Source organism: Bartonella sp. AA78NXGY (assembly GCF_042197005.1).
GTDB lineage: Bacteria > Pseudomonadota > Alphaproteobacteria > Rhizobiales > Rhizobiaceae > Bartonella.
The window spans coordinates 71,571-92,365 of sequence record NZ_JBHIRI010000003.1; the positions used below are offsets into that span (position 1 = coordinate 71,571).

Below are 20,795 nucleotides of genomic sequence, written 5' to 3' on the forward strand. Positions count from 1 at the left end.
TGTAAAGCTAAAAGCATAAATAAATTCTTCAATTTAAAAGGAAACGGAATCGGTTATCAAAAAACGGCATTTCTTTTGCATGATCACTTTATTTTTTTGCTGTTTTGTCATGAAAAGTGAAGAGAAAGTTTTTTCAAATATTTCATAGGCTAAAAGGCATATTGTAAAGGCATTTTGCAGGTGAAATTGTGTCTTATGTCAAGAAGTTTTACCATGACAGTAAAAAAAACAATTGCGATTATAAAATTACACGTTAAAGTAGTGGTCACAGAAGTTAACAACTTTTGCGTTCTTTTTAAGCGAAGAACAATGATGTCGTTGCCAAATCAATTTTGATAATTTTAATCGCAAGGGGTTATTATGGGTAATCTTTCAAATGCTGTTTATAAAAGCAGCAAAAATTATAGCGATGCAGACAAAAGCTTAGGACGTAATATGATGCGTTCTGCTATGCAAGCACCTTATCTTGAACGACAAAAAGAGCATGATTTGGCTCTGCGGTGGAAAGACAAACGTGATGATGATGCCATGCATCAAATTGCAGCGGCTCATATGCGTTTAGTGATTGCTATTGCTAATCGCTTTAAACGTTTCAAAATGCCATTGGGGGATTTGGTACAAGAAGGGTATGTGGGACTATTGGAAGCAGCTGCACGTTTTGAACCTGATCGGGAAGTGCGTTTTTCAACATATGCAACGTGGTGGATACGCGCTTCTATTCAAGATTATATTTTGCGAAATTGGTCAATCGTTCGAGGGGGAACGAGTTCTTCGCAAAAAGCACTTTTCTTTAATCTTCGGCGTTTGCGTGCAAAACTGATACAAGATGATAGTGCTTTGTCAAAACAGGATATTTTTCGCACAATCGCTGAAAAACTCGGTGTTTCCGTGCGCGATGTTGAAACGATGGATTTTCGTTTTTCCAGTTCTGATAATTCCTTGAGTGTTTCTGTTTCTGAGAACAGTGATAATCCCATTGCTAAGATGGATGTTTTGGTGGATGATAGTCCTCTTCCTGATGCTTTAATTGAGCAAGTCATTGATGGTCAACGGCGTACACAATGGCTTTACGATGCGTTGCAAATTCTCAACGAACGGGAGTTGGAAATTATTCGCTTTCGTCGCTTAAATGAAGAGGGGGCGACTCTTGAAGTTTTGGGTGAAAAGTTAGGAATCTCGAAAGAGCGCGTGCGTCAAATTGAAGCTAGGGCTTTGCAAAAATTGCGTTCTGCTCTCCTTACGGTTCATTCAGAAGATGCTTACGATATATAAGCAGTGAAAGGCTTTGGGGGGGGGAGGAAAGAGAATGTATTAAGTGGGGGCATATGAGAATATGATAAAGTCAGTTTTAGGGGGTGTTCATATTTGTTTAGGAATATGCCTCCTTGGGGGCGCTACTGATAAACAGAGGAAGATAGGGGGCACAGTTAGTTGGAGGAAATATGTATCACACGGAGGCCTATAAAGGCATGATGAAGTTGGATTTTAAAGTGTTCCTCTTTATTTTCGAATATGCTTTAAGGGGGAGGGCGTGATACAGACAGAAAAGAATCAAAACTGTAACGGATGAGAAGAAAGGCTTATTCTGTAATAATTTTCACTTTTGTACCTGCGGGTAAAGTTTGCGTTGGTGAGAGGGCGTTGAGGATGCGAAAGAGTTTTTCTTTATATGGTGTGTATTGCATTTTATCTGCAAGATTGGCAACGGTTTCTCCTTGTTTAACACGGACAACACGGATTTTTAAGGGCTGCAATTTTTTTAACTGTGAAGATGAAAGAGAATGAAAGCTTTGTAGCGTTTTTTGGGCAATTTCTGCAAAATTTCGAGAATTATGTGGAGCGGCCGTCAAAAAACGAAAGATGTGGTTGTTGAATGGAATGACAACCACATCAAATTGCCATTGATCATTGGTAGCATGGGCCCGCGCTCCAAGTAAACTTTGGCTTTGAAAACCTTGACTTGTAAGTCCTTGAATTGTGATGGGGCGGATAGATGATTGGTCTAGACCGATAATCCAGCCGCTTTTCAAATAATCACTCGCAGATATTTCAGCAGGATGTGGGATAGCGTCAAAACGAATCGCAATTTTATCTGGTCCACTGGCCCAAACAGTGTGTGCTGAATGTTCTATTGTAAAATTGTTTGGAACAGAAAAAGCTATGCGCAATTGTGGGTGAATAAATTGGTTGCCTCGTACAAAACCTGTATAAAAGCCTCCTCCAAAAATTATGCCATCAATGCTTTTGAGAAAAGAATCATGATCGGATATTTTACTATTCCCTTTACTGATTTTACGCGCTTTTTCTATCGCAAGCCGAATGCGTTGAGGGGTAGTTGGGTGGGAGGCTAAAAAATCTAGAGAGGCATTTTGGGTGCCAGAAATATTACGAAAAGCACTATAGGCTTCCATTGTTTGAAGAAAGCGCGGTGAAGCAAAAGGATCATATCCTGATTGTTGGAGCATTTCGAGCGCAAGGGAGTCAGCTTCCAGCTCTTGATTGCGGGAAAATTGCGCGAGTTGTTGCTTGTTTTGCATAGGGTTATGAAGTTTTTTGCCAATAGAAGAAAGAAGACGTGAAGACATGTGATTGGTCATCTTTAATTGGGCTTCTTTTTGCAGGCGTAAAATGCCATGATTGGCTCTGATATGTGCTATCTCATGGGCTAAAATGGCTGCAACTTCTGAAGAATCATTGGCTAATGCCAGCATACCACGAGTGATGTAGATCGAGCCGTTGGGGAGCGCAAAAGCATTGATAGTTTCTGAGTTTAAAATTGTTACAGAATAGTTTTGATGAGAACTATGGGATGCAACTGCTAGTTTACGGACAATCTTTGCTAAAAGGTGTTCAAGTTTTGCATCATGATAAGCGCCACCATACATTTGCAAAATACGTGGGTGTTGCAGAGCGCTTAATGTGACATAGATATTGTGGTTGTTGGTACGTTTGATCGTTTTAGAAGAAGTGGAAGAAAGCCTATCATTTTGAGAAAAGGGTGTATGACAAGCTGAAAGGAGAAACGTTAAACTTATGAGAGTGGCTTTATACAGGCAAGAGCGAAAAAGAAAATTGCGGTGAAAAATGGGGTGCGTTGGACCATGGTGCACATTATTTCTGCGGAGTAATTTGGCAAATTGCATTTGTATCTTTGTATCGTATGTTTCTTTAAGAAAGGCATTAAGAATAAGGATTCGTTTGGCTATATCACGCTTTTTGTTTATAAAAAATGACTCTCACTTATAAAAAGATGCACTGTAAAGAAGATTTTGTGAAAGGCAAAGTATGGCATGACAACATTTACGATATTATTAAATGGGGATGTTCATATCACTGATCGTTTGCTTAATAAAATTCAAAACAGTCGGGTAATTGCTGCTGATGGTGGTATGCGTCATGCGGCAGCGCTTAATGTGACGCCTGAGTTGTGGTTAGGGGACTTTGATTCATCAGATGAGAACTTAATACGTCAATATAGTCATGTTCCGCGTGAAGTTTTTCCCTCTGATAAAGATATGACAGATAGTGCTCTGGCATGTGAAAGAGCGCTGCAAAATGGCGCTAAAAAGCTTATTTTGTGCGGTGCTTTGGGAGGGGAGCGAAGTGATCATAGCCTTTCTCATATGACGCAAGCGTTGATGATGGCTGAAAGGGGTATTTCAGTGTTGTTGACAAGCGGTTCGGAAGAAGGTTGGCCGGTTTTGTCAAAACCTTGTTCGTATGATTTGCCTAAGGGATGTTTGTTTAGTATTATCGGCTTTTCTGATTTAAAAGGCTTGACTCTTAAAGGGGTAAAATGGCCAATTTGTGACAAAAATGTGTCATTTGGCTCTTCTTTAACACTTTCTAACCGTATTTGTGGAACCTTTTCTTGCTATTTAGGTTCTGGAAAAGCTATATTGTTAGCGTCTGTACCTATTCCATAAAGCTCTTCCAATATATTTTGAATAAGGCAGGGGGGGGCCTAGTGATGAAGTGCCGACATAAACGATATATGTATTGATCTTGAGAAGGAAAGGTTTTGATATGTTAAAATCAATTTTTAAAGTGGCCGTTGTTTCAGCCATTGGTTTCAGTTCAGTCGCTTGTACTACAAACGATGAACGCGTTGCACGTTACGGCGTAGGAGGAGCGGCGATCGGTGCTTTGGCTGGAACTGCTATTGGTGGAAGTACGCCTGGAGCAGCACTTACCGGTGCAGCATTTGGTGCTTTGGCTGGAACAGTAACAGGTGCAGCTGCAAATCAAAGAAAACAACAAAGACAGGTATCACAATTGTGCACGTATCGTGGTCGTAGAGGGCATGTTTACCAAGCACCTTGTGGACAGAGAGTTCCTGTACGGCAATTGTGTGCTTACCGTGATGCAAGAGGGGTGATGTATAAAGCACCTTGTCCGCGCCGCGTTCGTTAATGGCGGTGCCGCTTTTGCGGCTTGACCGCATTTTCTTAAATTTTGGAAAAACGCCTTTGCTCAATCAAGCTTCTTTATCGGTTGAGCAGGGGGCGCGTATTGCGTTGGTTGGCCGTAATGGTTGTGGAAAGTCGACCTTATTAAAAATTGCCGCAGGAATATTAGAACCTCATGGTGGCGAAATTTTTCGCCACCCGCGAGTAACGCTCCGTTATGTCTCACAAAATCCGGATTGTTCAGGATTTGAAGATATTAACGCTTATATGGAAGCGGGGCTGGATGATATATCTGATGTTCAGTGGATTAATACGCTTCGCACAAATTTAGGGTTTTCTGGGACGGAAAAATTGGAAACGCTTTCGGGAGGCGAAAAGCGGCGTGTTTCATTGTTACGGGCCATTGCTGCAAAACCCGATATTTTGTTCTTAGATGAACCAACCAATCATCTTGATTTACCAACTATTGAATGGCTGGAAGCTGTTTTGGCTTCTTTGCGTTCAGCGATTGTGGTGATTTCCCATGATCGACGATTTTTAGAAAATGTTACACGGTCAACGGTATGGCTTGATCGTGGCACAACCAAAAGACTGGAAAAGCGTTTTTCTGAGTTTGAAAATTGGCGTGATAAAGCACTGGAAGAAGAAGCCATCGAACAGCATAAATTGGGGCGCCAAATTGCTCGTGAAGAGCAATGGTTGCGTTATGGCGTGAGCGCACGGCGTAAGCGTAATGTACGGCGCTTAGGCGAATTAAAAGACTTAAGACAGCGTCATCAAACCTATAAAGGGCAGCCAGGAAATGCACTTTTGACAGCAGCAAAAAGTCATGATTCTGGGCAATTGGTGCTTGAAGCAAAGAAAATTTCAAAATCCTATGGTGATCGCATTATCGTGAAAGATTTCTCTTTGCGCATTCAGCGGGGTGATCGAATCGGTTTGGTAGGACCCAATGGAATCGGAAAGACAACGCTCCTTTCTGCATTAATTGGGCAAGAAGCCGTGGATAGTGGAACGGTGAGGCATGGCTATAACCTCTCTATGGCATTGCTTGATCAGCAACGTATTTTAAATGAAGAAGAAACTTTAGCGCATTATTTAACGGGAGGAAGAGGTGATACTCTTGTGATCAATGGGCTGGAGCGGCATGTCGTTTCTTATATGAAAGACTTTTTATTTTTACCGGAACAAGCTCGCACTCCCCTTAAAGAATTTTCAGGGGGAGAAAGAGCACGCCTCATGCTTGCACGACTTCTTTCTCGTCCTGCAAACTTTTTGATTCTTGATGAACCGACCAATGATTTGGATATGGAAACTTTGGATTTGTTGCAAGAATTTATTGCTGATTTTGCGGGGACAGTATTGTTGGTCAGCCATGACAGAGACTTTTTAGATCGTACTGTAACGCATATGTTGGCACCTCAAGGTGATGGTCATTGGATTTTGTATGCGGGCGGCTATAGTGATATGATGGCGCAAAACCAGCATGCTCTTCGTTTACAACGCAAAAAAACAGAATTATCGCAACGTAAAACACCTTCAAAATCTCATGTGGGAGAGCTTTCAAAACAGGACACATCAATAGATCATAGCTTGATAGGGCGAGAGAAAAAAACACGAAGTAAATTGTCTTATAAGCAGGTTTATGCATTGGAAAAATTGCCTGAAGAAATTGCTGTTTTACAGGACGAAATCAAAAAAATTGAGCAAGAACTCTCTGATCCAGCCCTTTATCGCAGTGATAAAGAGCGTTTTGAGCGTTTATCAACAACGTTGGAAAAAAAGAAAAATACTTGCACACAAAAAGAAGAAGAATGGTTAGAACTTGAAATTTTACGCGAAGAAATGGAATCGTGTTCACGATAATATCTAAAAAACTTTAAAAGATTTGTATTGCATCATCGCTTTTCTTTAATTTGTTACAAGAGTTTGTCGCTGATTTAGCGGGAACAGTGTTGTTGACGAGTTATGGCAGAGACTTTTTAGATTGCACTGTAACATATAGCATCTCAAGGCGATGGTCATTGGGATTTGTATACGGGGGAGCAGTGATATGGTAGCGCAAAACAAGCATGCTCTGAGCTTACAAGGCAAAGAAACAAAACTATCTTTGCCGTAAGTTTTTTCAAAATTTCGTATATGGAAGTACGCCAATTCCCTTGCATACTTTGCCAGTCCCCAATGTTGCTACAGCGCCCCTTAGAACTTGAGAGCATTCATAAGAAATATTCCCCTGTCTTTACCTTATGCTTTAAACATACCACCCCCACTTATGACGGAAAAGCAAAAGATCCTCATTGATTCTAACGTAAGAAGTGTTGTGATGAGAAAAGCTTACTGTATTCGACATTATGATTTGAGTTTAAAAATGATGATTTGTTAAGATAAATCAACGTGTTATTGTGACATTGTCTAGGAGGAGAAAATGATGGCAATTAAAACAAAGCGAACAATTTCCACATTGATCGGTTTAGAAGATGCAGCTGAACTGTCTTCTTATTTCCTCCGTAATGCGAATCATCTGCGTCCTTTTGAACCTGTTAGATCTGATGGTTACCACAGCCTAACAGCTTGGGAAACACGAGCCAATGCATTTGCTTATGAAAGCGCACAGGGACAAGCATACCGATATGCTGTACGATTAAAAAATGAAAACACAGTCATCGGTGTTGTGAATTTTACAAATGTGGTTCGGGGTGTTTTTCAAGCCTGTCATCTTGGTTTTTCTCTTGATGAAAAACAACAAGGCAAAGGTCTCATGTTTGAGAGTTTATCGGCTCTAATACGCCATATCTTTCATGTTTATCATCTGCATAGAGTGATGGCAAATTATAGACCTGAGAACATAAAAAGCGAACGTTTATTAAAACGCCTTCATTTTGAAAAAGAAGGCTATGCCAAAATTTGATGATTTCTGGAAAATGGAGAGATCACATTCTAACCTCTCGAATCAATGATCTTTATGAGTCCGTTAATAGATTCGAATAAAGTTTTGATAAGGGTCTTTTTATCAAATGTGTAAATATGCTGCACTTTTCCCTATCCTAAAAGACGAAGATCCTTAACCACCTCTTCTTTTGTAAACGGTTCAGACTCTCGTTTAGCGGGTTTCAACTGCTGACCGCTTTCATATGTTTCTTTTCGTAGATAATAAATTGATTTATCATCATAATTCATTTTTTTCAATTTGAAGAGAGTCCTCAATATCGGAAGACTTTCTCACTTCAAATTTATAGATGTTTAATCATAAAAAACACCTCTCTTGCACATCACAAACTGGGTTGGCATACAAGTGAGGGTTTATGTGGATAAACAATGATTGAAGAATAAGAATAAAAATTCTCTGTATAAATCCTTTTAAATGTGAGGGCTGTTGCAATATTGTGTATTCTGTGACCGATAGTCTCGTTACAAGTTACACAAACGGCTTATTGTTGGGTGAAATTTTTATACATTCATTTATTTTTTGCCATTTGTTTTTTGTATTTTCTTTTCTTAAGAAAATTTCCAATGTTATCAATGGTTTTAATTCATACCAAGCGCATTTTTATAAAGTTCAATGATTGCTTCTTCTTCCATTCTTTCATGCTCTTCTTTTTTACGCAGCCGTATAATGCTTCGAACAGCTTTACTATCAAAACCAGAGCCTTTAAGTTCAGTGTAAACGTCTTTAATATCATCAGAAATGGTTTTTTTCTCTTCTTCTAGTCGTTCAATACGTTCGATAAAAGAGCGTAATTGGTTTACGGATATAGCGTGTGTTTGATCGGTTACTGTATCGTTCATTGTATTTTTCTCCAAGTTATATATTTTAAGTTGTTTTTCGACGACGAATTTATGTTAAAAAAGCTTGAAAACAAAAAGTAAATCAAGCTACACAGCTTTTTTACAAATTGACTTTAAATATTTTGTAAAATTTTTAAGATATATGCATTGATAAAAGGGCTATAAAAAGAAAAATATAAAAATATACGTTTTAGATTTGAAAAGCTTTAAAAAAAGAAATGTGTAATTTGTTTTGAGAATTTGGCATTATAGAGGAAGTTTTGTGATTTTAAAAAAGCGATATTGGGTGTTTCAGAAAGGATTAAAAGTTTTTCTCTTGAGCATTTTGCTCTTGTTTCCCCTTGTTGTTTTTGCAAAAGCTGACTTTAGAGTTTGTAATACAACCCAACAGTCTGTAGGGGTTGCTCTTGGATATCGTACATTTTCAGGGTGGGTGAGCGAAGGCTGGTGGACGGTACCAGTGACGGAATGTAAAACTTTAATTGAGGGGCCTCTTGCTTCACGGTTTTATTATTTTTATGCGGAAGGGGCACAAAAAAAAGGGAACTGGGCAGGCTCTGTGACCATGTGTGTACAAGATAGCCAATTTACCATTCAAGGGGTTCATGATTGTTTCCCTCGAGGATATCAAAAGGCTGAATTTAAAGAGATCGATACCGGAAATCAAACCAGTTGGATGGTACAGTTGACGGATGAGTCTTTGTTAAACAATTCAGTTATACCTTCTCTTTCAGGAAATTCTCCACCGTGAAACGTGCACGTAAAGTAAAAATTATTGCGACTCTTGGTCCTTCTTCTTTTTCTCGTTTGATGATTGAAAAGCTTTTTAGGGCAGGGGCAGACGTTTTTCGTCTTAATATGAGCCATACTGATCGTGATATGCTGGGTGATTTGGTCAAGTCTATACGAGAAGTTGAAAAAACAGTTCGACGTCCCATAGGTATTTTGGTGGATCTTCAGGGGCCAAAACTGCGTGTGGGACGTTTTGCTAAGGGGCAAGAAGATTTGCGTGTTGGGCAAAGCTTTACATTAGATAATCGCGATGTTCTTGGTGATGCACAGCGTGTTTTTTTCCCTCATGAGGATGTATTTTCGGCTGTTAAACCAGGGGACCGGTTGTTGATTGATGATGGAAGGGTGGAACTGCGTGCGCAAGTTTGTGATGATCACTTTGTACAGTGTCGCGTGGTTGCTGGTACCCGTATTTCTGATCGAAAGGGTGTCAGTTTTCCCGATACAATTTTGCCTTTTGATTCGATGACGTCAAAAGATAAGGAGGATCTTCAGGCTCTTTTACAGCAGCCTGTTGATTGGGTTGCTCTTTCTTTTATTCAACGTCCAGAAGATATTATGGCGGTGCGTCAGTTGACGAAAAGTAAGGTGTCTTTGATGGCTAAAATCGAAAAGCCTCAAGCCTTGGAGCATATAGAGAAGATTATTGAAATTTCCGATGGTATTATGATTGCACGGGGTGATCTCGGTGTGGAAATGCCTCTGGAAAAGGTCCCTGCACTTCAGATGGAGTTGATAAAAGCTTGTCGTTTAGCTGGAAAACCGGTTGTGGTGGCAACACAAATGCTCGAATCAATGATCACATCTCCTGTTCCCACACGCGCAGAAGTGTCGGATGTTGCTACAGCAGTTTATGCAGGAACAGATGCGGTGATGTTGTCTGCTGAATCTGCTTCTGGTCGTTATCCTGAAGAAGCTGTGCTTATGATGGACCGAATCGCGCGACAAATCGAACAGGATCACACTTATGCCGCTCAGGTTGGAGCACAACATCCAGCACCAGAATCAACAGGAACGGATGCGATTTCTCTTGCTGCGCGTCAGATTGCTGAAACACTTGCTCTATCCGCTATCGTTGCCTATACGGCTTCAGGAACAACGGGGGTGCGCGCCTCTCGTGAACGCCCTAATAGACCGATTATTGCTTTATCGCCCATTGTGGAAACAGCAAGGCGTTTGGCTCTCGTTTGGGGGCTTCATTGTGTGGTCACGCAAGATGCTCGCAATTTAGAAGATATGGTTGATCGAGCAGCAGCCATTGCATTTCAGGAAGGCTTTTGCCAAGGAGGGGATCGTTTCCTTGTAACAGCCGGTGTTCCTCTTGGAACGCCCGGTGCGACAAATCTCTTGCGTATTGCTTCTGTCTCTCAAGATGGAACGAAAGGGATTTGAGCCGTTTACGTATGGTGTTTTTTCATGCGCCTTTGAACAGGCTTTAAAAACAACGGGTGTGCGCTTCTTGTGAATGCCTCCATAGAACCCATTATTCTTTTATCTCTTATCGTAAGATAGCAAGGTATTGCGTTAGGTTGTCCAGTTTGGGGATGGGAGCAGATGCGGTGATGTTGTCTGTTGATTTTGTTTTAGTTCTGAGGAAGCTGCTTTTACGGTAGGGCATTTAATGGGAGCCCCCCTTTTATTTCATTAAGGCATATTGGGGATTGCTTTATTGATGTTTATACGAGCCAGATGTTCATTGATAATGAGAATTTATTCTTTTTCTTTTTGAATGAGAGCCTTGAAATTTTTCCCATTTTAAACTTTTGCAAACAGAATTGAATAAAATTAAAATTATGTGCCTAAAAAATCGTACTGGTATGTTATGAGAAAAAGTGATGGGTGAATGTGTTTTTAAAATATGCTTTGTCGAAGCATTTGCAACATATTGATTTATAATGATAATTTATCGTTATTAAACTTGAATTAGAACCCCGAATTCCGTAAGATTCTCTTAAATTTATTTATGTTTTGTTAATCATAACTCTTTGTTTGTACATCACAAGCGGGTGGGTTTTATGGGAAAAAGCTGTACAAGAAAGGCGTCCCTCTTATGAATCGTTTTACGAGCTAAGGGGGCTATCGCAATATTGAGGTCTGACTATAATGATGATGCCGACTTGCTCTTTCTTTTATTAAGCTTGGAGATTTTGAGGGGTGGGGAGAGAAATATGGATTATTTGTTATAAGGATAAAAATAGCGGTAGAGGATGTTTTCAAGAGCTATTATTGTTGTTTATGATGTTTGAGGTTGTATGAGATTAACATACTCTTCGGGTTTGACTTTTTTCCTGCTCTAAAGGATGAAAATACTTAATTCACGCTGGTTTATAAATGATACGGTTCTTTTCGGTGGGTTTCATCGGATGGACATCTCAGGTGCAAAGACTCCATGGTGCTTATAGTATCAAATAGCGGTGTTTTACGGTATAATAGATAAGGTTATTTTTTAATATATATTGAATCTGCTTGATATTATCTAAGGGGCAAGGATTTTTGGGCATGCATTCATAGGGAACATGAATATAGCTCTTTTTTTCGAAGGGTGCTTTATTTGTTTGTTGCTGTTGTCATTTATATGATTTTTTTACAATGATGTTGATTTTGTTATCTTATTGCGCGGTTAAAAGACATCTCATTTGAAATGTGGTGATATAAGGCAGTCTCCTTGATATAGGAAGCGTTTGTGCGGAGGTGAAATATTCAGGGTAGGGCTTTCTCGTTGAGGTTTAAGTTAATCCCATAAGTCGTGAGTAGCTGGAATCCTTCCTATAAAAAACCAGACTGTTTACACACTGGTGTGGGTTTAAGATTTTTATCCTGTGAGATGTGGCGGACAAGTCAAATCTCTGGTTTATTACGCGCTGATGTACTTTTTAGAAATCTTCCTGTTCCTGTTCTTGTTCTTGAAGGTTTGTGCAGTTTTGATCATCTTTGAGCAATTGGTTGGTGAGATTTTCAATGCGTTGTGTGGTGTCACGCATAATTTTCCCCATGGTGCGGTCTCTTTCGTTGTGGAGTCGTAAAAGAGTATTGTAGTCTTCTTGTAATTTTTTATTTTCTCGTTTTATTTCTTCCATTTCATCAATAATCATTATGCCAGCCATAACCGATAAACGATGGTCGCCAATTTCACCAAAATTGTTCTTTAAATGTGTGATATATTGATCCAATTGAGCAGCAAGCGCAATAAGACGACGTTCTTGTCCTTTGTCACAAGCCATGCGATAAACTTTACCATCAATGGTAACGGAAACAGTTTCCATACATTCAAACCTTTATCTATCAATGACAACACGAATTGTTTCCATTGCTTTAATAAGACGTTTGGAAACTTCTTTGTTTACGGACTCTAAGCGTTCAATTTGGGCTTCAGCTTTGTCAAGCGCTTGGGCAAGATGGCTGCGGTCAGCATTCATTCGTTGGATTTCTTCTTCCCATTCGTTATTTTTATCAATAACGGCATTGCGGTTTATTATGGTGATCTCTAAAGTTCTAAGTGCCTTTTCTAGGTGCTCTAAAGCATCTTGTAGAACTGTAGTCTCTTGGTTCATTGCTTTTATCCTTTGGGTAATTGTATCCTTTATCAATGTGTTATGCAAAAACGAATCACTTTCACTCTTGTGTTGTGTGCATTTTATTTTTAAGTATGTAGGATATTTTAGCAAGCAAAGCAGGGGATAGATATAAATTAAAAGCTGGATTTTTTGCGCGTATTGGCATAAATGACATGGATATACAGAACGCGTGAGGGGAATGTTATTAATATTATTGAAGTGGTGGCAAAAAGTCTCACGCTAATGGTTAGAAAATAGTATTTCTTGAGAATTTTAAGAGAATACGGAAAAAGCAACAGAATAACGTATTTAACGAAATGGTCGAGTATTCATGACAAACACCCACCAACAGAATCAGATGGCCAATGCTATCCGTTTTCTTGCTATTGATGCGATTGAAAAAGCAAATTCTGGTCATCCGGGCTTGCCAATGGGAGCAGCCGATATTGCTACGGTTCTTTATACAAGATTCCTTGCTCATGACCCCAAAAAACCTCGCTGGCCTAACCGTGATCGTTTTGTGTTATCAGCAGGACATGGGTCTATGTTGCTTTATGCTCTCTTGTATCTTTCTGGTTATGAAGATATTGGCATTGAAGATCTCAAAAATTTTCGCCAATTAGGAGCAAAGCTTGCTGGGCATCCAGAATATGGGCATGTGGCAGGAATCGAAACAACGACTGGTCCTCTTGGACAAGGGTTGGCTAATGCTGTGGGGATGGCTCTTGGAGAGCGTTTGCAAAATGCTCGTTTTGGTGATCTTATCAACCATTACACTTATGCGTTGGTGGGCGATGGATGCCTTATGGAAGGGATATCTCAAGAAGCACTTTCCCTTGCTGGTCATTTGAAACTCAATAAGCTTATTGTGTTGTGGGACGATAATAATATTTCTATCGATGGAGAGATTTCCCTTGCTGACAGTACAGATCAGATTGCGCGTTTTAAGGCATCTGGTTGGGAGACACATAAAGTCAATGGGCATGATCAAGCAGCAATTGCGCGGGCTATTGAGGCGGCACAAAATTCCGATAAACCAACTTTGATCGCTTGTAAAACAACAATTGGCTTTGGAGCACCCAATAAAGCGGGTACCAATAAAGTTCACGGAGCCCCTTTGGGCGCACGAGAAATCACTGAAACCCGTATCGCGTTAGGGTGGGATGCTGAGCCTTTCGTTATTCCAGCCGATATTCTCGATAATTGGCGCTTGGCTAGTCTCAATGCTGCTAAAAAACGCCAAAAATGGGAAGAAAAATTTGCTGATCTTCCTGTCTCAGAGCGTGTGGAGTTTGAAAGATTGATGCGGGGCGATCTCGTGGGCGGATTTGATGGCGCTATTGATACTTATAAACAGAAATTGGTTGAAGAGCGCCCCGTTGTTGCTACGCGTAAAGCTTCGGAAATGGCTCTTGAAGTGATCAATGAAGTCGTTGTTGAGACTATTGGTGGTTCGGCTGATTTAACCGGATCTAATAATACAAAAAGTAGCCAGATGAAAAGTATCTCTGCTGAAGATTTTTCAGGGCGCTATCTGCATTATGGAATTCGCGAACATGCAATGGGAGCTGTGATGAATGGTCTTGCCCTTTATGGCGGCTTTATTCCTTATGGGGGAACCTTTTTATGCTTTTCTGATTATATGCGTCCTGCTATGCGTTTGTCTTCTCTCATGGGGTTGCGGGTGATTTATGTCATGACTCATGATTCTATTGGTCTTGGTGAGGATGGTCCGACCCATCAACCCGTAGAGCATTTGGCTTGCCTGCGTGCAATGCCTAATCATTTTGTGTTCCGTCCTGCCGATGCTATGGAGACAGTCGAGTGTTGGCAATTGGCTTTGAAAGCATGCGGGACGCCTTCTACCTTGGCTTTAAGTCGACAAAATCTACCGCTTTTGCGTCAAGAGTATGAAGAAGAAAATCTCTGTATGCTTGGTGCTTATGAATTCCTAACAGCTAGCGATGATGCACAAGTGACGCTGTTTGCTTCTGGTTCAGAATTGCAAATTGCAGTGGAAGCACATGCGGTGTTAGAAGAAAAAGGCATCCCAACGCGTGTGGTTTCTGTGCCTTGTTTTGAACTTTTTTCTCAACAATCTCTCTCCTATCAGCGTGCTCTCATTGGAGATGCACCGATTAAAGTTGCCATTGAAGCTGCTGTCGCCCAAGGATGGGACCGTTTTATTGGCTGTGATGGTGTGTTTATTGGTATGGAGGGCTTTGGGGCAAGTGGAACAATTGATGCCCTTTATGCGCATTTTGGTATTACTTGGGAAAATGTTGTTGCCACCGTTGAAAAAGGGCTGGAAAAGATCAAAGAGGAAAAGACAAAGTGACAGCTTGTGTTGTCATGAATGGGGTGATTGTAGGGCATCATATTCTGTGCAGTATTGTGGATGATCTTGTGCATTATTGTGGATAAGTGAGTGAGTGATCAAGATATTGACATTGTGGGAATTAATGATTTTGGATTGGTGAAATACCCATTTATTGTGTTTTAAATGTTGTGCTTTTAAAAATTGATGAGGAAACATGTGAAATGACAGTTCGTGTTGCAATTAATGGGTTTGGTCGTATTGGTCGCAATATTTTACGTGCACTTGTGGAAAGTGGACGACAAGATGTTGAAGTGGTTGCAATTAATGATTTGGGATCGGTGGAAACAAATGCCCATTTATTACGCTATGATTCAGTTCATGGGCGTTTTCCTGGGATCGTTAAGGTGGTAGGGGATGCTATTGATGTGGGAGGTGGTTTAATAAAGGTATGCGCAGAGCGTGATCCTGCTCAATTGCCTTGGAAAGATTTGGATATCGATATTGCTTTGGAATGTACGGGTATTTTTACTGCGCGTGATAAAGCAAGTGCTCATTTAGATGCGGGGGCAAAGCGTGTTCTTATTTCTGCGCCTTCTGAAGGAGCAGATCTTACGGTTGTCTATGGGGTTAATCACCAATCTTTAAGCAGCGAGCATCGCGTTGTTTCAAATGCTTCTTGTACAACCAATTGTTTGGCGCCTGTTGCACAAGTTTTACACAACACGGTGGGCATTGAAAAGGGCTTTATGACAACAATCCATTCTTATACGGGTGATCAACCTGTGTTGGATACAATGCATCGGGACCTTTATCGTGCACGTGCGGCAGCTCTTTCTATGATTCCTACCTCAACAGGAGCGGCAAAAGCTGTGGGATTGGTCTTGCCAGAATTAAAGGGATTGCTTGATGGTGTATCGATTCGTGTTCCGACCCCTAATGTTTCTGTGGTTGATTTGACATTTATCGCTAAGCGTTCCACAACAATCGAAGAAATTAATACAGCTATTGCTACTGCTGCACAAGGTTCTTTGAAGGGTGTTTTGGACACTACAGAAGAGAAACTCGTGAGTTGTGATTTTAATCATAATCCTCATTCAGCTATTTTCCACAATGATCAAACCAAAGTGATTGATGGTAAGCTCTGTCGCGTTCTGGTTTGGTATGATAATGAATGGGGCTTTTCTAACCGTATGAGTGATACGGCTGTGGCTTTTGCTAAGACAATATAAGAGGACCTCAGGGTCCTCTTTTTATAGGGAAAAGTCTCATTTTTGTGCAATTTTGAGAAAAACAGTTAGAGGCTGTTGTTCTCATGCGCTAGAGAGAAGAGGCTATTGAAAAATTGATGATGTGTTTTGTTTTAATACTGTGTCAATACGTGCTTTTAAAAGATGCATGAAAGAGTAAACTTTGAAAAAGTAAGATCTGAACGAGATACCTTTTGAGAAAACGTTAGAAAACAGGAGATGTAAACTCTTTTTCCTAGAAGTAAAAGGAAGCTTTAATAGAGATCAAGTTGAGCCAATGCATTTGTTTGCCACAATGGAATATGAAGATTAAGAGCAATGGTGGGCTTTTGTACATTTGACGATAAAAGCTTTGGATTTTTATTAAGCAAAGGGTGAGAGATAGGCTGTCGTGGATCTCTTGTAAAAGCAAAGAGGGGGATAAGTGGAAAGAAAAGTGGGCAGGGTTGTTGGATGCGTTTTTATTTGAAACAATGGAAAGTGAAGAGGAAGCAGTGATGGGGTTTCGTACACTTGATGATGTTGATGTTTTGGGTAAACGTGTTCTGGTGCGCGTAGATTTTAATGTTCCTATGGCGCAAGGTAAGGTATGCGATGAGACCCGTCTTGTACGACATAAAGAGACACTCGTTGAGCTGCAAAAGCGTGGTGCTAAACTTATTCTGCTTTCTCATTGTGGTCGCCCTAAAGGAAAGGTAGAGCAAGAGTTTTCACTCCGTCCTGTTGTGCAAGTGCTGGAAAAGATCATTAATCAGCCGGTTGCTTTTGCTCCGGACTGTATCGGTTCGGCGGTGCAGGTTGCAGTTGAGTCATTACAAAATGGTGGTGTTTTACTGCTTGAAAATGTTCGTTTTTATGCTGGTGAAGAAAAGAATGATTGTTCTTTTGCAGAAGCTTTGGCTCATAATGGAGATCTCTATGTTAATGATGCTTTTTCAGTTTCTCATCGTGCCCATGCTTCGGTGGAGGGAATAACGCATTTGTTGCCTTCTTATGCAGGACGCTCTTTGCAAGGTGAATTGCAGGCATTAGAAAAAGGACTTGGCAATCCAGCATGTCCTGTGGTTGCTCTTGTGGGAGGAGCAAAGGTTTCTAGTAAGCTTTTTGTGCTCAATCATTTGGTGGAAAAAGTTGACTCCTTAATTATTGGTGGGGGGATGGCTAACAGTTTTTTAGCTGCGCAAGGTATCCATGTAGGAAAGTCTCTGTGTGAACATGCATTGATGGAAACGATAAAAAAAATTATTAAAAAAGCGCAAGAGTGTCACTGTACGCTTCTGCTCCCTCAGGATGCTGTCGTTGGATTTCGTTTTGAAAAAGATGCACCGCATCGTCTTTATGACATTGAAGATATTCCACAAGATGGCATGATATTGGATATTGGGACGCGCTCTATTGCGCATATCAATACTGCGATAGATGAAGCTGCTACTCTTGTGTGGAATGGACCCCTTGGTGTTTTTGAGATGTCTCCTTTTGATAAGGGAACCATTGCCGTTGCACGCCATGCAGCAGAACGTAGTTTGACGGGAAAGTTGGTTTCAATTGCCGGAGGGGGCGATACGGTTTTTGCCCTTAATCATGCCGGTGTTGCCAATGATTTTACTTATCTTTCGACTGCTGGAGGAGCTTTTTTGGAATGGATGGAAGGAAAGACTCTTCCTGGTATTCTTGCCCTCATGCAGGCTTAAAGGGCTTCTTTGGAGGGGAAGGTTAAAGAAAAATTATACAGTCGTGTAGAGTGTTTTGATAGTGTTGCGCATTTTTAGAAATTAAGACAAAATAAAGAGGAATTTTTTTATGAATGAACGGCTTGAAGATATTGCACTTGCTTTGGTGCATGCGGGTAAAGGTATTTTGGCGGCAGATGAAAGTACGGCGACCATTGGAAAGCGTTTTGAAAGCATTGGTGTTGAATCCAATGAAGATAAGCGCCGTGCTTATCGTGAAATGCTTTTTAGTACAAAAGAAGCGATGGAAAACGCCATCTCTGGGGTTATTTTATTTGATGAAACCATTCGGCAAAAAGCATCAACTGGGAAAATGTTGACGGATCTTATTCGGGATTCAGGCGCTTTGCCAGGCATTAAAGTTGATACCGGTGCAAAACCCTTGGCGGCTTTTCCCCAAGAGACAATTACCGAAGGGTTGGATGGTCTTCGTGAGCGGCTAAAAGATTATTATGCTTTGGGAGCACGTTTTGCTAAATGGCGTGCGGTAATTGCTATTGATGAACACACTTTGCCAACAAGAGGCGCCATAAGACAAAATGCACAAGCTCTTGCACGCTATGCTGCCTTATGTCAGGAGTTCAATATTGTGCCCATTGTTGAGCCGGAAGTGTTGATGGATGGATCATCGTGTGGGCATTCAATCACACGCTGCTTTGAGGTGACACGCACTGTTTTGCAAGCTGTCTTTAAAGAATTGTTTGAAGCTCGTGTTCTTTTGGAGGGGATGATTTTAAAGCCCAATATGGTGATTGATGGAAAGGATGCTCGCAAGGCTTCTGTTGAAGAAGTTGCTGAAAAGACCGTCCAAGTGCTTAAACAGACTGTTCCTGCCGCTGTTCCCGGAATTGCTTTTCTTTCTGGAGGGCAGTCTGATCAGGAAGCAACGGCGCATTTATCTGCTATGAATTCTTTGGGCGTATTGCCTTGGAAATTGACCTTTTCCTATGGACGCGCATTGCAAGCAGCTGCCTTAAAAGCATGGGCAGGAAAAGATGAAAATATTGCTGTTGCACAGAAGGCATTTCGTCATCGGGCTCGGATGAACCATCTTGCGGCTTTGGGACAATGGACAAGAGAACAAGAAAAAGCGTGCGATTGAAGCACAAGCCCTGTTTTTAAATGCGGAGAGATTTTGCATGTTTCTGCGTGATTTTTTGTGCCCTCATCATGATAAAAATGGCGGGGGCGTTTTAGACTTGAAAGCTTTCTCAGAGAGTTTTTTCCTTGGACCTTTTAAAAGTCTTTAATGGGTGCTATCGAGAGATAAGATTGCGGGAGAGGTGCAATTTCGAGAAGGGGAGATAATGCTAGGAAATTTGTGAATGCACAGCACTTTAGTATGGTGTCGTTCATGGGTGGGCACTTGCTTTTTGAGTGAAAATCAGAAAGCTCATACTGTATTGAAGAGTTTGATATTGTGATATTTTTTCTTTTTCATGTTATCATTACTTGTCATCAGCAGAATTTATTTTATTGCAGTTTCAAAGGTGGATTAAGCGGGTAGATTAGAGAGTTGCGATTTCTGAGCGGATTGGAATACAGCTTATGAAGCTTTTCTGCGTCAGGATAGCTTCCTCTTCAATGGGGGTAGTTTTTCTATTGGCGAACGAATTGAATAACTCTTGCGAAAGAAAATAGATTTGTACCTCAATAAAACACCTATTTTTTCGTTAAAATGGATAAATTTTTCTTGTATTTTGTGATGATATAATTAAAAATAAATAACTTCATAGCATCTTGGCTTAAAACGGGGGGAGTTGTGGACGGTATATCTTCTAAAAATAACAGCATATCTTCTAAGAATACAAGCATCAAAAGAAAAAATCGATACGCAGAACAGAGCTTTTCTGCAATTATGATGCGAAAATTGTGCAATATGGTGCGTGGGGTATTCGAAGGGATCTTTACAGTATTTACTTTCATAATTTTTATTATCTTGCTCAGCATACGTGGACCGGTTCATACCGCATTAAAAGTTTTTGGGTCGGTGAGTGGAATAGGGTGCTTTTTCTTTTTTGTCGGATACTACTTAGAACGCCGTGACGCAACAGCAGATGAAGCCGGTATATCGTTCGCATTACTCATGGCAATTGCTGAAGGCGTTTCTTCTATTTGCTGCCTGTCTGCTGCGTGGGGTTACGACGCTCTCTTATTCCGTTTAGCACCTCCTGGGTATGTTCTTATTCTCCCTGAATAAATAGAGTGCAATTCGTTTGCATACAAATAAAAATGAGAGGCTGTCTGCCTCTCAAATTCTTAATAATCGCTCTCCAAAATCATAACATCAAACCCGCTTTTAATGAAGGGACTAACAAGCCTTGGGTCCTTAAGCCTCAAGGCAACCCTTTACAAGGGCGGTGCGCCTAACGGCATCCTTGATTAAGACACCCAAACGGCTTATGAACAAACTCTCTTATTAAGCCACATCATCTTTTATTCTTCTCATGCGGTTCTGAAATCATGATATAAAGGGCAAGCTTCTCATCGTGCCTAAATGGTAACTTATCGTGTGTTAAATGGAAAAATGAGAAAAAGCATCTTTATGCAATATAATCCAATTATGATTTATTGATTTAAACATAAAGGGTTTAAAGCCTTCTACAAGACTGATACGATAAAAGGGGGAAGTTGCCTATCTTAGAAACTAAGGCGTATTTTAGGTGCTCTTGATATAGCTATCTCACCAAATGGTTTTGAAGACTTATCCTTTTAGCTCTATCCGCTAAAAGGTCATTTTGAGGGTTCTTGGTTAATGAATGTAAAGAAAAATTAGCACATAATATTTCGCTTTGCTGGTATAGATGCTGAATGAGTTAATTATCTAGAGGATTACTGAAGAGGAGCGCTAAAAAATGATGAAAATCCGCTGCACTTCGATGAATTTGTGATTGAAGATATAATCGTAGAACTTGGCTTATCTGTTCCTGAAACAGCTGAATGATTTGAAATGGTTA

15 protein-coding genes and 1 pseudogene are annotated in these 20,795 nt (G+C 40.5%); 12 read left to right on the forward strand and 4 right to left on the reverse strand.

Annotated elements, in window-relative coordinates; translation table 11 throughout:
- Positions 1–360: 360 nt before the first annotated feature.
- Positions 361–1,272 carry an RNA polymerase factor sigma-32 gene (locus tag ACFINL_RS02705; RefSeq protein ID WP_015856975.1) on the forward strand — a complete coding sequence of 304 codons (912 nt, stop codon included), beginning with the start codon at positions 361–363 and terminating at the stop codon, positions 1,270–1,272.
- Positions 1,273–1,580: 308 nt separating this feature from the next.
- Here ACFINL_RS02705 and ACFINL_RS02710 read toward each other — a convergent pair whose 3' ends face one another.
- Positions 1,581–3,143 carry a M48 family metalloprotease gene (locus ACFINL_RS02710; protein WP_375649843.1) on the reverse strand — a complete coding sequence of 521 codons (1,563 nt, stop codon included), beginning with the start codon at positions 3,141–3,143 and terminating at the stop codon, positions 1,581–1,583.
- Positions 3,144–3,290: 147 nt separating this feature from the next.
- On the opposite strand from ACFINL_RS02710, the gene ACFINL_RS02715 reads away from it, so the two are divergent.
- The 4 genes and pseudogenes from ACFINL_RS02715 (at position 3,291) to ACFINL_RS02730 (ending at position 7,397) form a co-directional block, all read left to right on the forward strand.
- A complete protein-coding gene (locus tag ACFINL_RS02715; protein WP_375611734.1) occupies positions 3,291–3,926 on the forward strand; it encodes a thiamine diphosphokinase in 636 nt (211 codons plus the stop codon).
- Between the two features lie 100 nt (positions 3,927–4,026).
- Positions 4,027–4,413, forward strand: a complete 387-nt coding sequence (locus ACFINL_RS02720; RefSeq protein ID WP_375611735.1) for a hypothetical protein — start codon at positions 4,027–4,029, stop codon at positions 4,411–4,413.
- Positions 4,413–6,275, forward strand: a complete 1,863-nt coding sequence (locus tag ACFINL_RS02725; protein ID WP_375611776.1) for an ABC-F family ATP-binding cassette domain-containing protein — start codon at positions 4,413–4,415, stop codon at positions 6,273–6,275. Before ACFINL_RS02720 ends, ACFINL_RS02725 begins: the two co-directional genes overlap by 1 nt.
- Before the next feature lie 562 nt (positions 6,276–6,837).
- Positions 6,838–7,397: pseudogene (locus tag ACFINL_RS02730) on the forward strand (GNAT family N-acetyltransferase).
- Between the two features lie 537 nt (positions 7,398–7,934).
- Here the strand turns inward: ACFINL_RS02730 and ACFINL_RS02735 are convergent.
- Positions 7,935–8,195 (reverse strand): DUF2312 domain-containing protein, encoded by a 261-nt coding sequence (locus tag ACFINL_RS02735; RefSeq protein WP_005774567.1) that lies wholly within the window; start codon positions 8,193–8,195, stop codon positions 7,935–7,937.
- Between the two features lie 262 nt (positions 8,196–8,457).
- Here ACFINL_RS02735 and ACFINL_RS02740 point away from each other — a divergent pair, with 262 nt between their 5' ends.
- Positions 8,458–8,946, forward strand: a complete 489-nt coding sequence (locus tag ACFINL_RS02740; protein ID WP_273790491.1) for a DUF1036 domain-containing protein — start codon at positions 8,458–8,460, stop codon at positions 8,944–8,946.
- A complete protein-coding gene (gene pyk / locus ACFINL_RS02745; protein ID WP_375628685.1) occupies positions 8,943–10,379 on the forward strand; it encodes a pyruvate kinase in 1,437 nt (478 codons plus the stop codon). The genes ACFINL_RS02740 and pyk overlap by 4 nt, the downstream gene beginning before the upstream one ends.
- A 1,481-nt stretch (positions 10,380–11,860) precedes the next feature.
- On the opposite strand, the gene ACFINL_RS02750 is transcribed toward pyk, so the two are convergent.
- Positions 11,861–12,250: a cell division protein ZapA gene (locus tag ACFINL_RS02750; protein WP_375629691.1), complete on the reverse strand. Its 390-nt coding sequence runs from the start codon at positions 12,248–12,250 to the stop codon at positions 11,861–11,863.
- A 12-nt stretch (positions 12,251–12,262) separates the two neighbouring features.
- Positions 12,263–12,538, reverse strand: a complete 276-nt coding sequence (locus tag ACFINL_RS02755; RefSeq protein ID WP_005774573.1) for a DUF4164 domain-containing protein — start codon at positions 12,536–12,538, stop codon at positions 12,263–12,265.
- A 334-nt stretch (positions 12,539–12,872) separates the two neighbouring features.
- Here ACFINL_RS02755 and tkt point away from each other — a divergent pair, with 334 nt between their 5' ends.
- The 5 genes from tkt (at position 12,873) to ACFINL_RS02780 (ending at position 20,038) form a co-directional block, all read left to right on the forward strand.
- A complete protein-coding gene (gene tkt / locus ACFINL_RS02760; RefSeq protein WP_375638265.1) occupies positions 12,873–14,879 on the forward strand; it encodes a transketolase in 2,007 nt (668 codons plus the stop codon).
- Positions 14,880–15,082: 203 nt separating this feature from the next.
- Positions 15,083–16,090 carry a type I glyceraldehyde-3-phosphate dehydrogenase gene (gap, locus tag ACFINL_RS02765; protein ID WP_375611739.1) on the forward strand — a complete coding sequence of 336 codons (1,008 nt, stop codon included), beginning with the start codon at positions 15,083–15,085 and terminating at the stop codon, positions 16,088–16,090.
- Between the two features lie 515 nt (positions 16,091–16,605).
- A complete protein-coding gene (locus ACFINL_RS02770) occupies positions 16,606–17,799 on the forward strand; it encodes a phosphoglycerate kinase (protein ID WP_375650189.1) in 1,194 nt (397 codons plus the stop codon).
- A gap of 109 nt (positions 17,800–17,908) precedes the next feature.
- Positions 17,909–18,940 (forward strand): class I fructose-bisphosphate aldolase, encoded by a 1,032-nt coding sequence (locus ACFINL_RS02775; protein ID WP_375649855.1) that lies wholly within the window; start codon positions 17,909–17,911, stop codon positions 18,938–18,940.
- Positions 18,941–19,696: 756 nt separating this feature from the next.
- Positions 19,697–20,038, forward strand: coding sequence for a hypothetical protein (locus ACFINL_RS02780; protein ID WP_375630921.1), 342 nt, complete (start codon positions 19,697–19,699; stop codon positions 20,036–20,038).
- Positions 20,039–20,795: the final 757 nt, after the last annotated feature.

What these genes read in the sequence shown, in the direction of transcription:
- ACFINL_RS02715 (WP_375611734.1), top strand. Translation starts at nt 3,291, where the DNA reads ATGACAACATTTACGATATTATTAAATGGGGATGTTCATATCACTGAT.
- ACFINL_RS02735 (WP_005774567.1), bottom strand. Translation starts at nt 8,195, where the DNA reads ATGAACGATACAGTAACCGATCAAACACACGCTATATCCGTAAACCAA.
- ACFINL_RS02720 (WP_375611735.1), top strand. Translation starts at nt 4,027, where the DNA reads ATGTTAAAATCAATTTTTAAAGTGGCCGTTGTTTCAGCCATTGGTTTC.
- ACFINL_RS02770 (WP_375650189.1), top strand. Translation starts at nt 16,606, where the DNA reads ATGGGGTTTCGTACACTTGATGATGTTGATGTTTTGGGTAAACGTGTT.
- ACFINL_RS02725 (WP_375611776.1), top strand. Translation starts at nt 4,413, where the DNA reads ATGGCGGTGCCGCTTTTGCGGCTTGACCGCATTTTCTTAAATTTTGGA.
- ACFINL_RS02755 (WP_005774573.1), bottom strand. Translation starts at nt 12,538, where the DNA reads ATGAACCAAGAGACTACAGTTCTACAAGATGCTTTAGAGCACCTAGAA.
- ACFINL_RS02780 (WP_375630921.1), top strand. Translation starts at nt 19,697, where the DNA reads ATGATGCGAAAATTGTGCAATATGGTGCGTGGGGTATTCGAAGGGATC.
- ACFINL_RS02710 (WP_375649843.1), bottom strand. Translation starts at nt 3,143, where the DNA reads ATGCAATTTGCCAAATTACTCCGCAGAAATAATGTGCACCATGGTCCA.
- ACFINL_RS02705 (WP_015856975.1), top strand. Translation starts at nt 361, where the DNA reads ATGGGTAATCTTTCAAATGCTGTTTATAAAAGCAGCAAAAATTATAGC.
- ACFINL_RS02775 (WP_375649855.1), top strand. Translation starts at nt 17,909, where the DNA reads ATGAATGAACGGCTTGAAGATATTGCACTTGCTTTGGTGCATGCGGGT.
- ACFINL_RS02750 (WP_375629691.1), bottom strand. Translation starts at nt 12,250, where the DNA reads ATGGAAACTGTTTCCGTTACCATTGATGGTAAAGTTTATCGCATGGCT.
- gap (WP_375611739.1), top strand. Translation starts at nt 15,083, where the DNA reads ATGACAGTTCGTGTTGCAATTAATGGGTTTGGTCGTATTGGTCGCAAT.
- tkt (WP_375638265.1), top strand. Translation starts at nt 12,873, where the DNA reads ATGACAAACACCCACCAACAGAATCAGATGGCCAATGCTATCCGTTTT.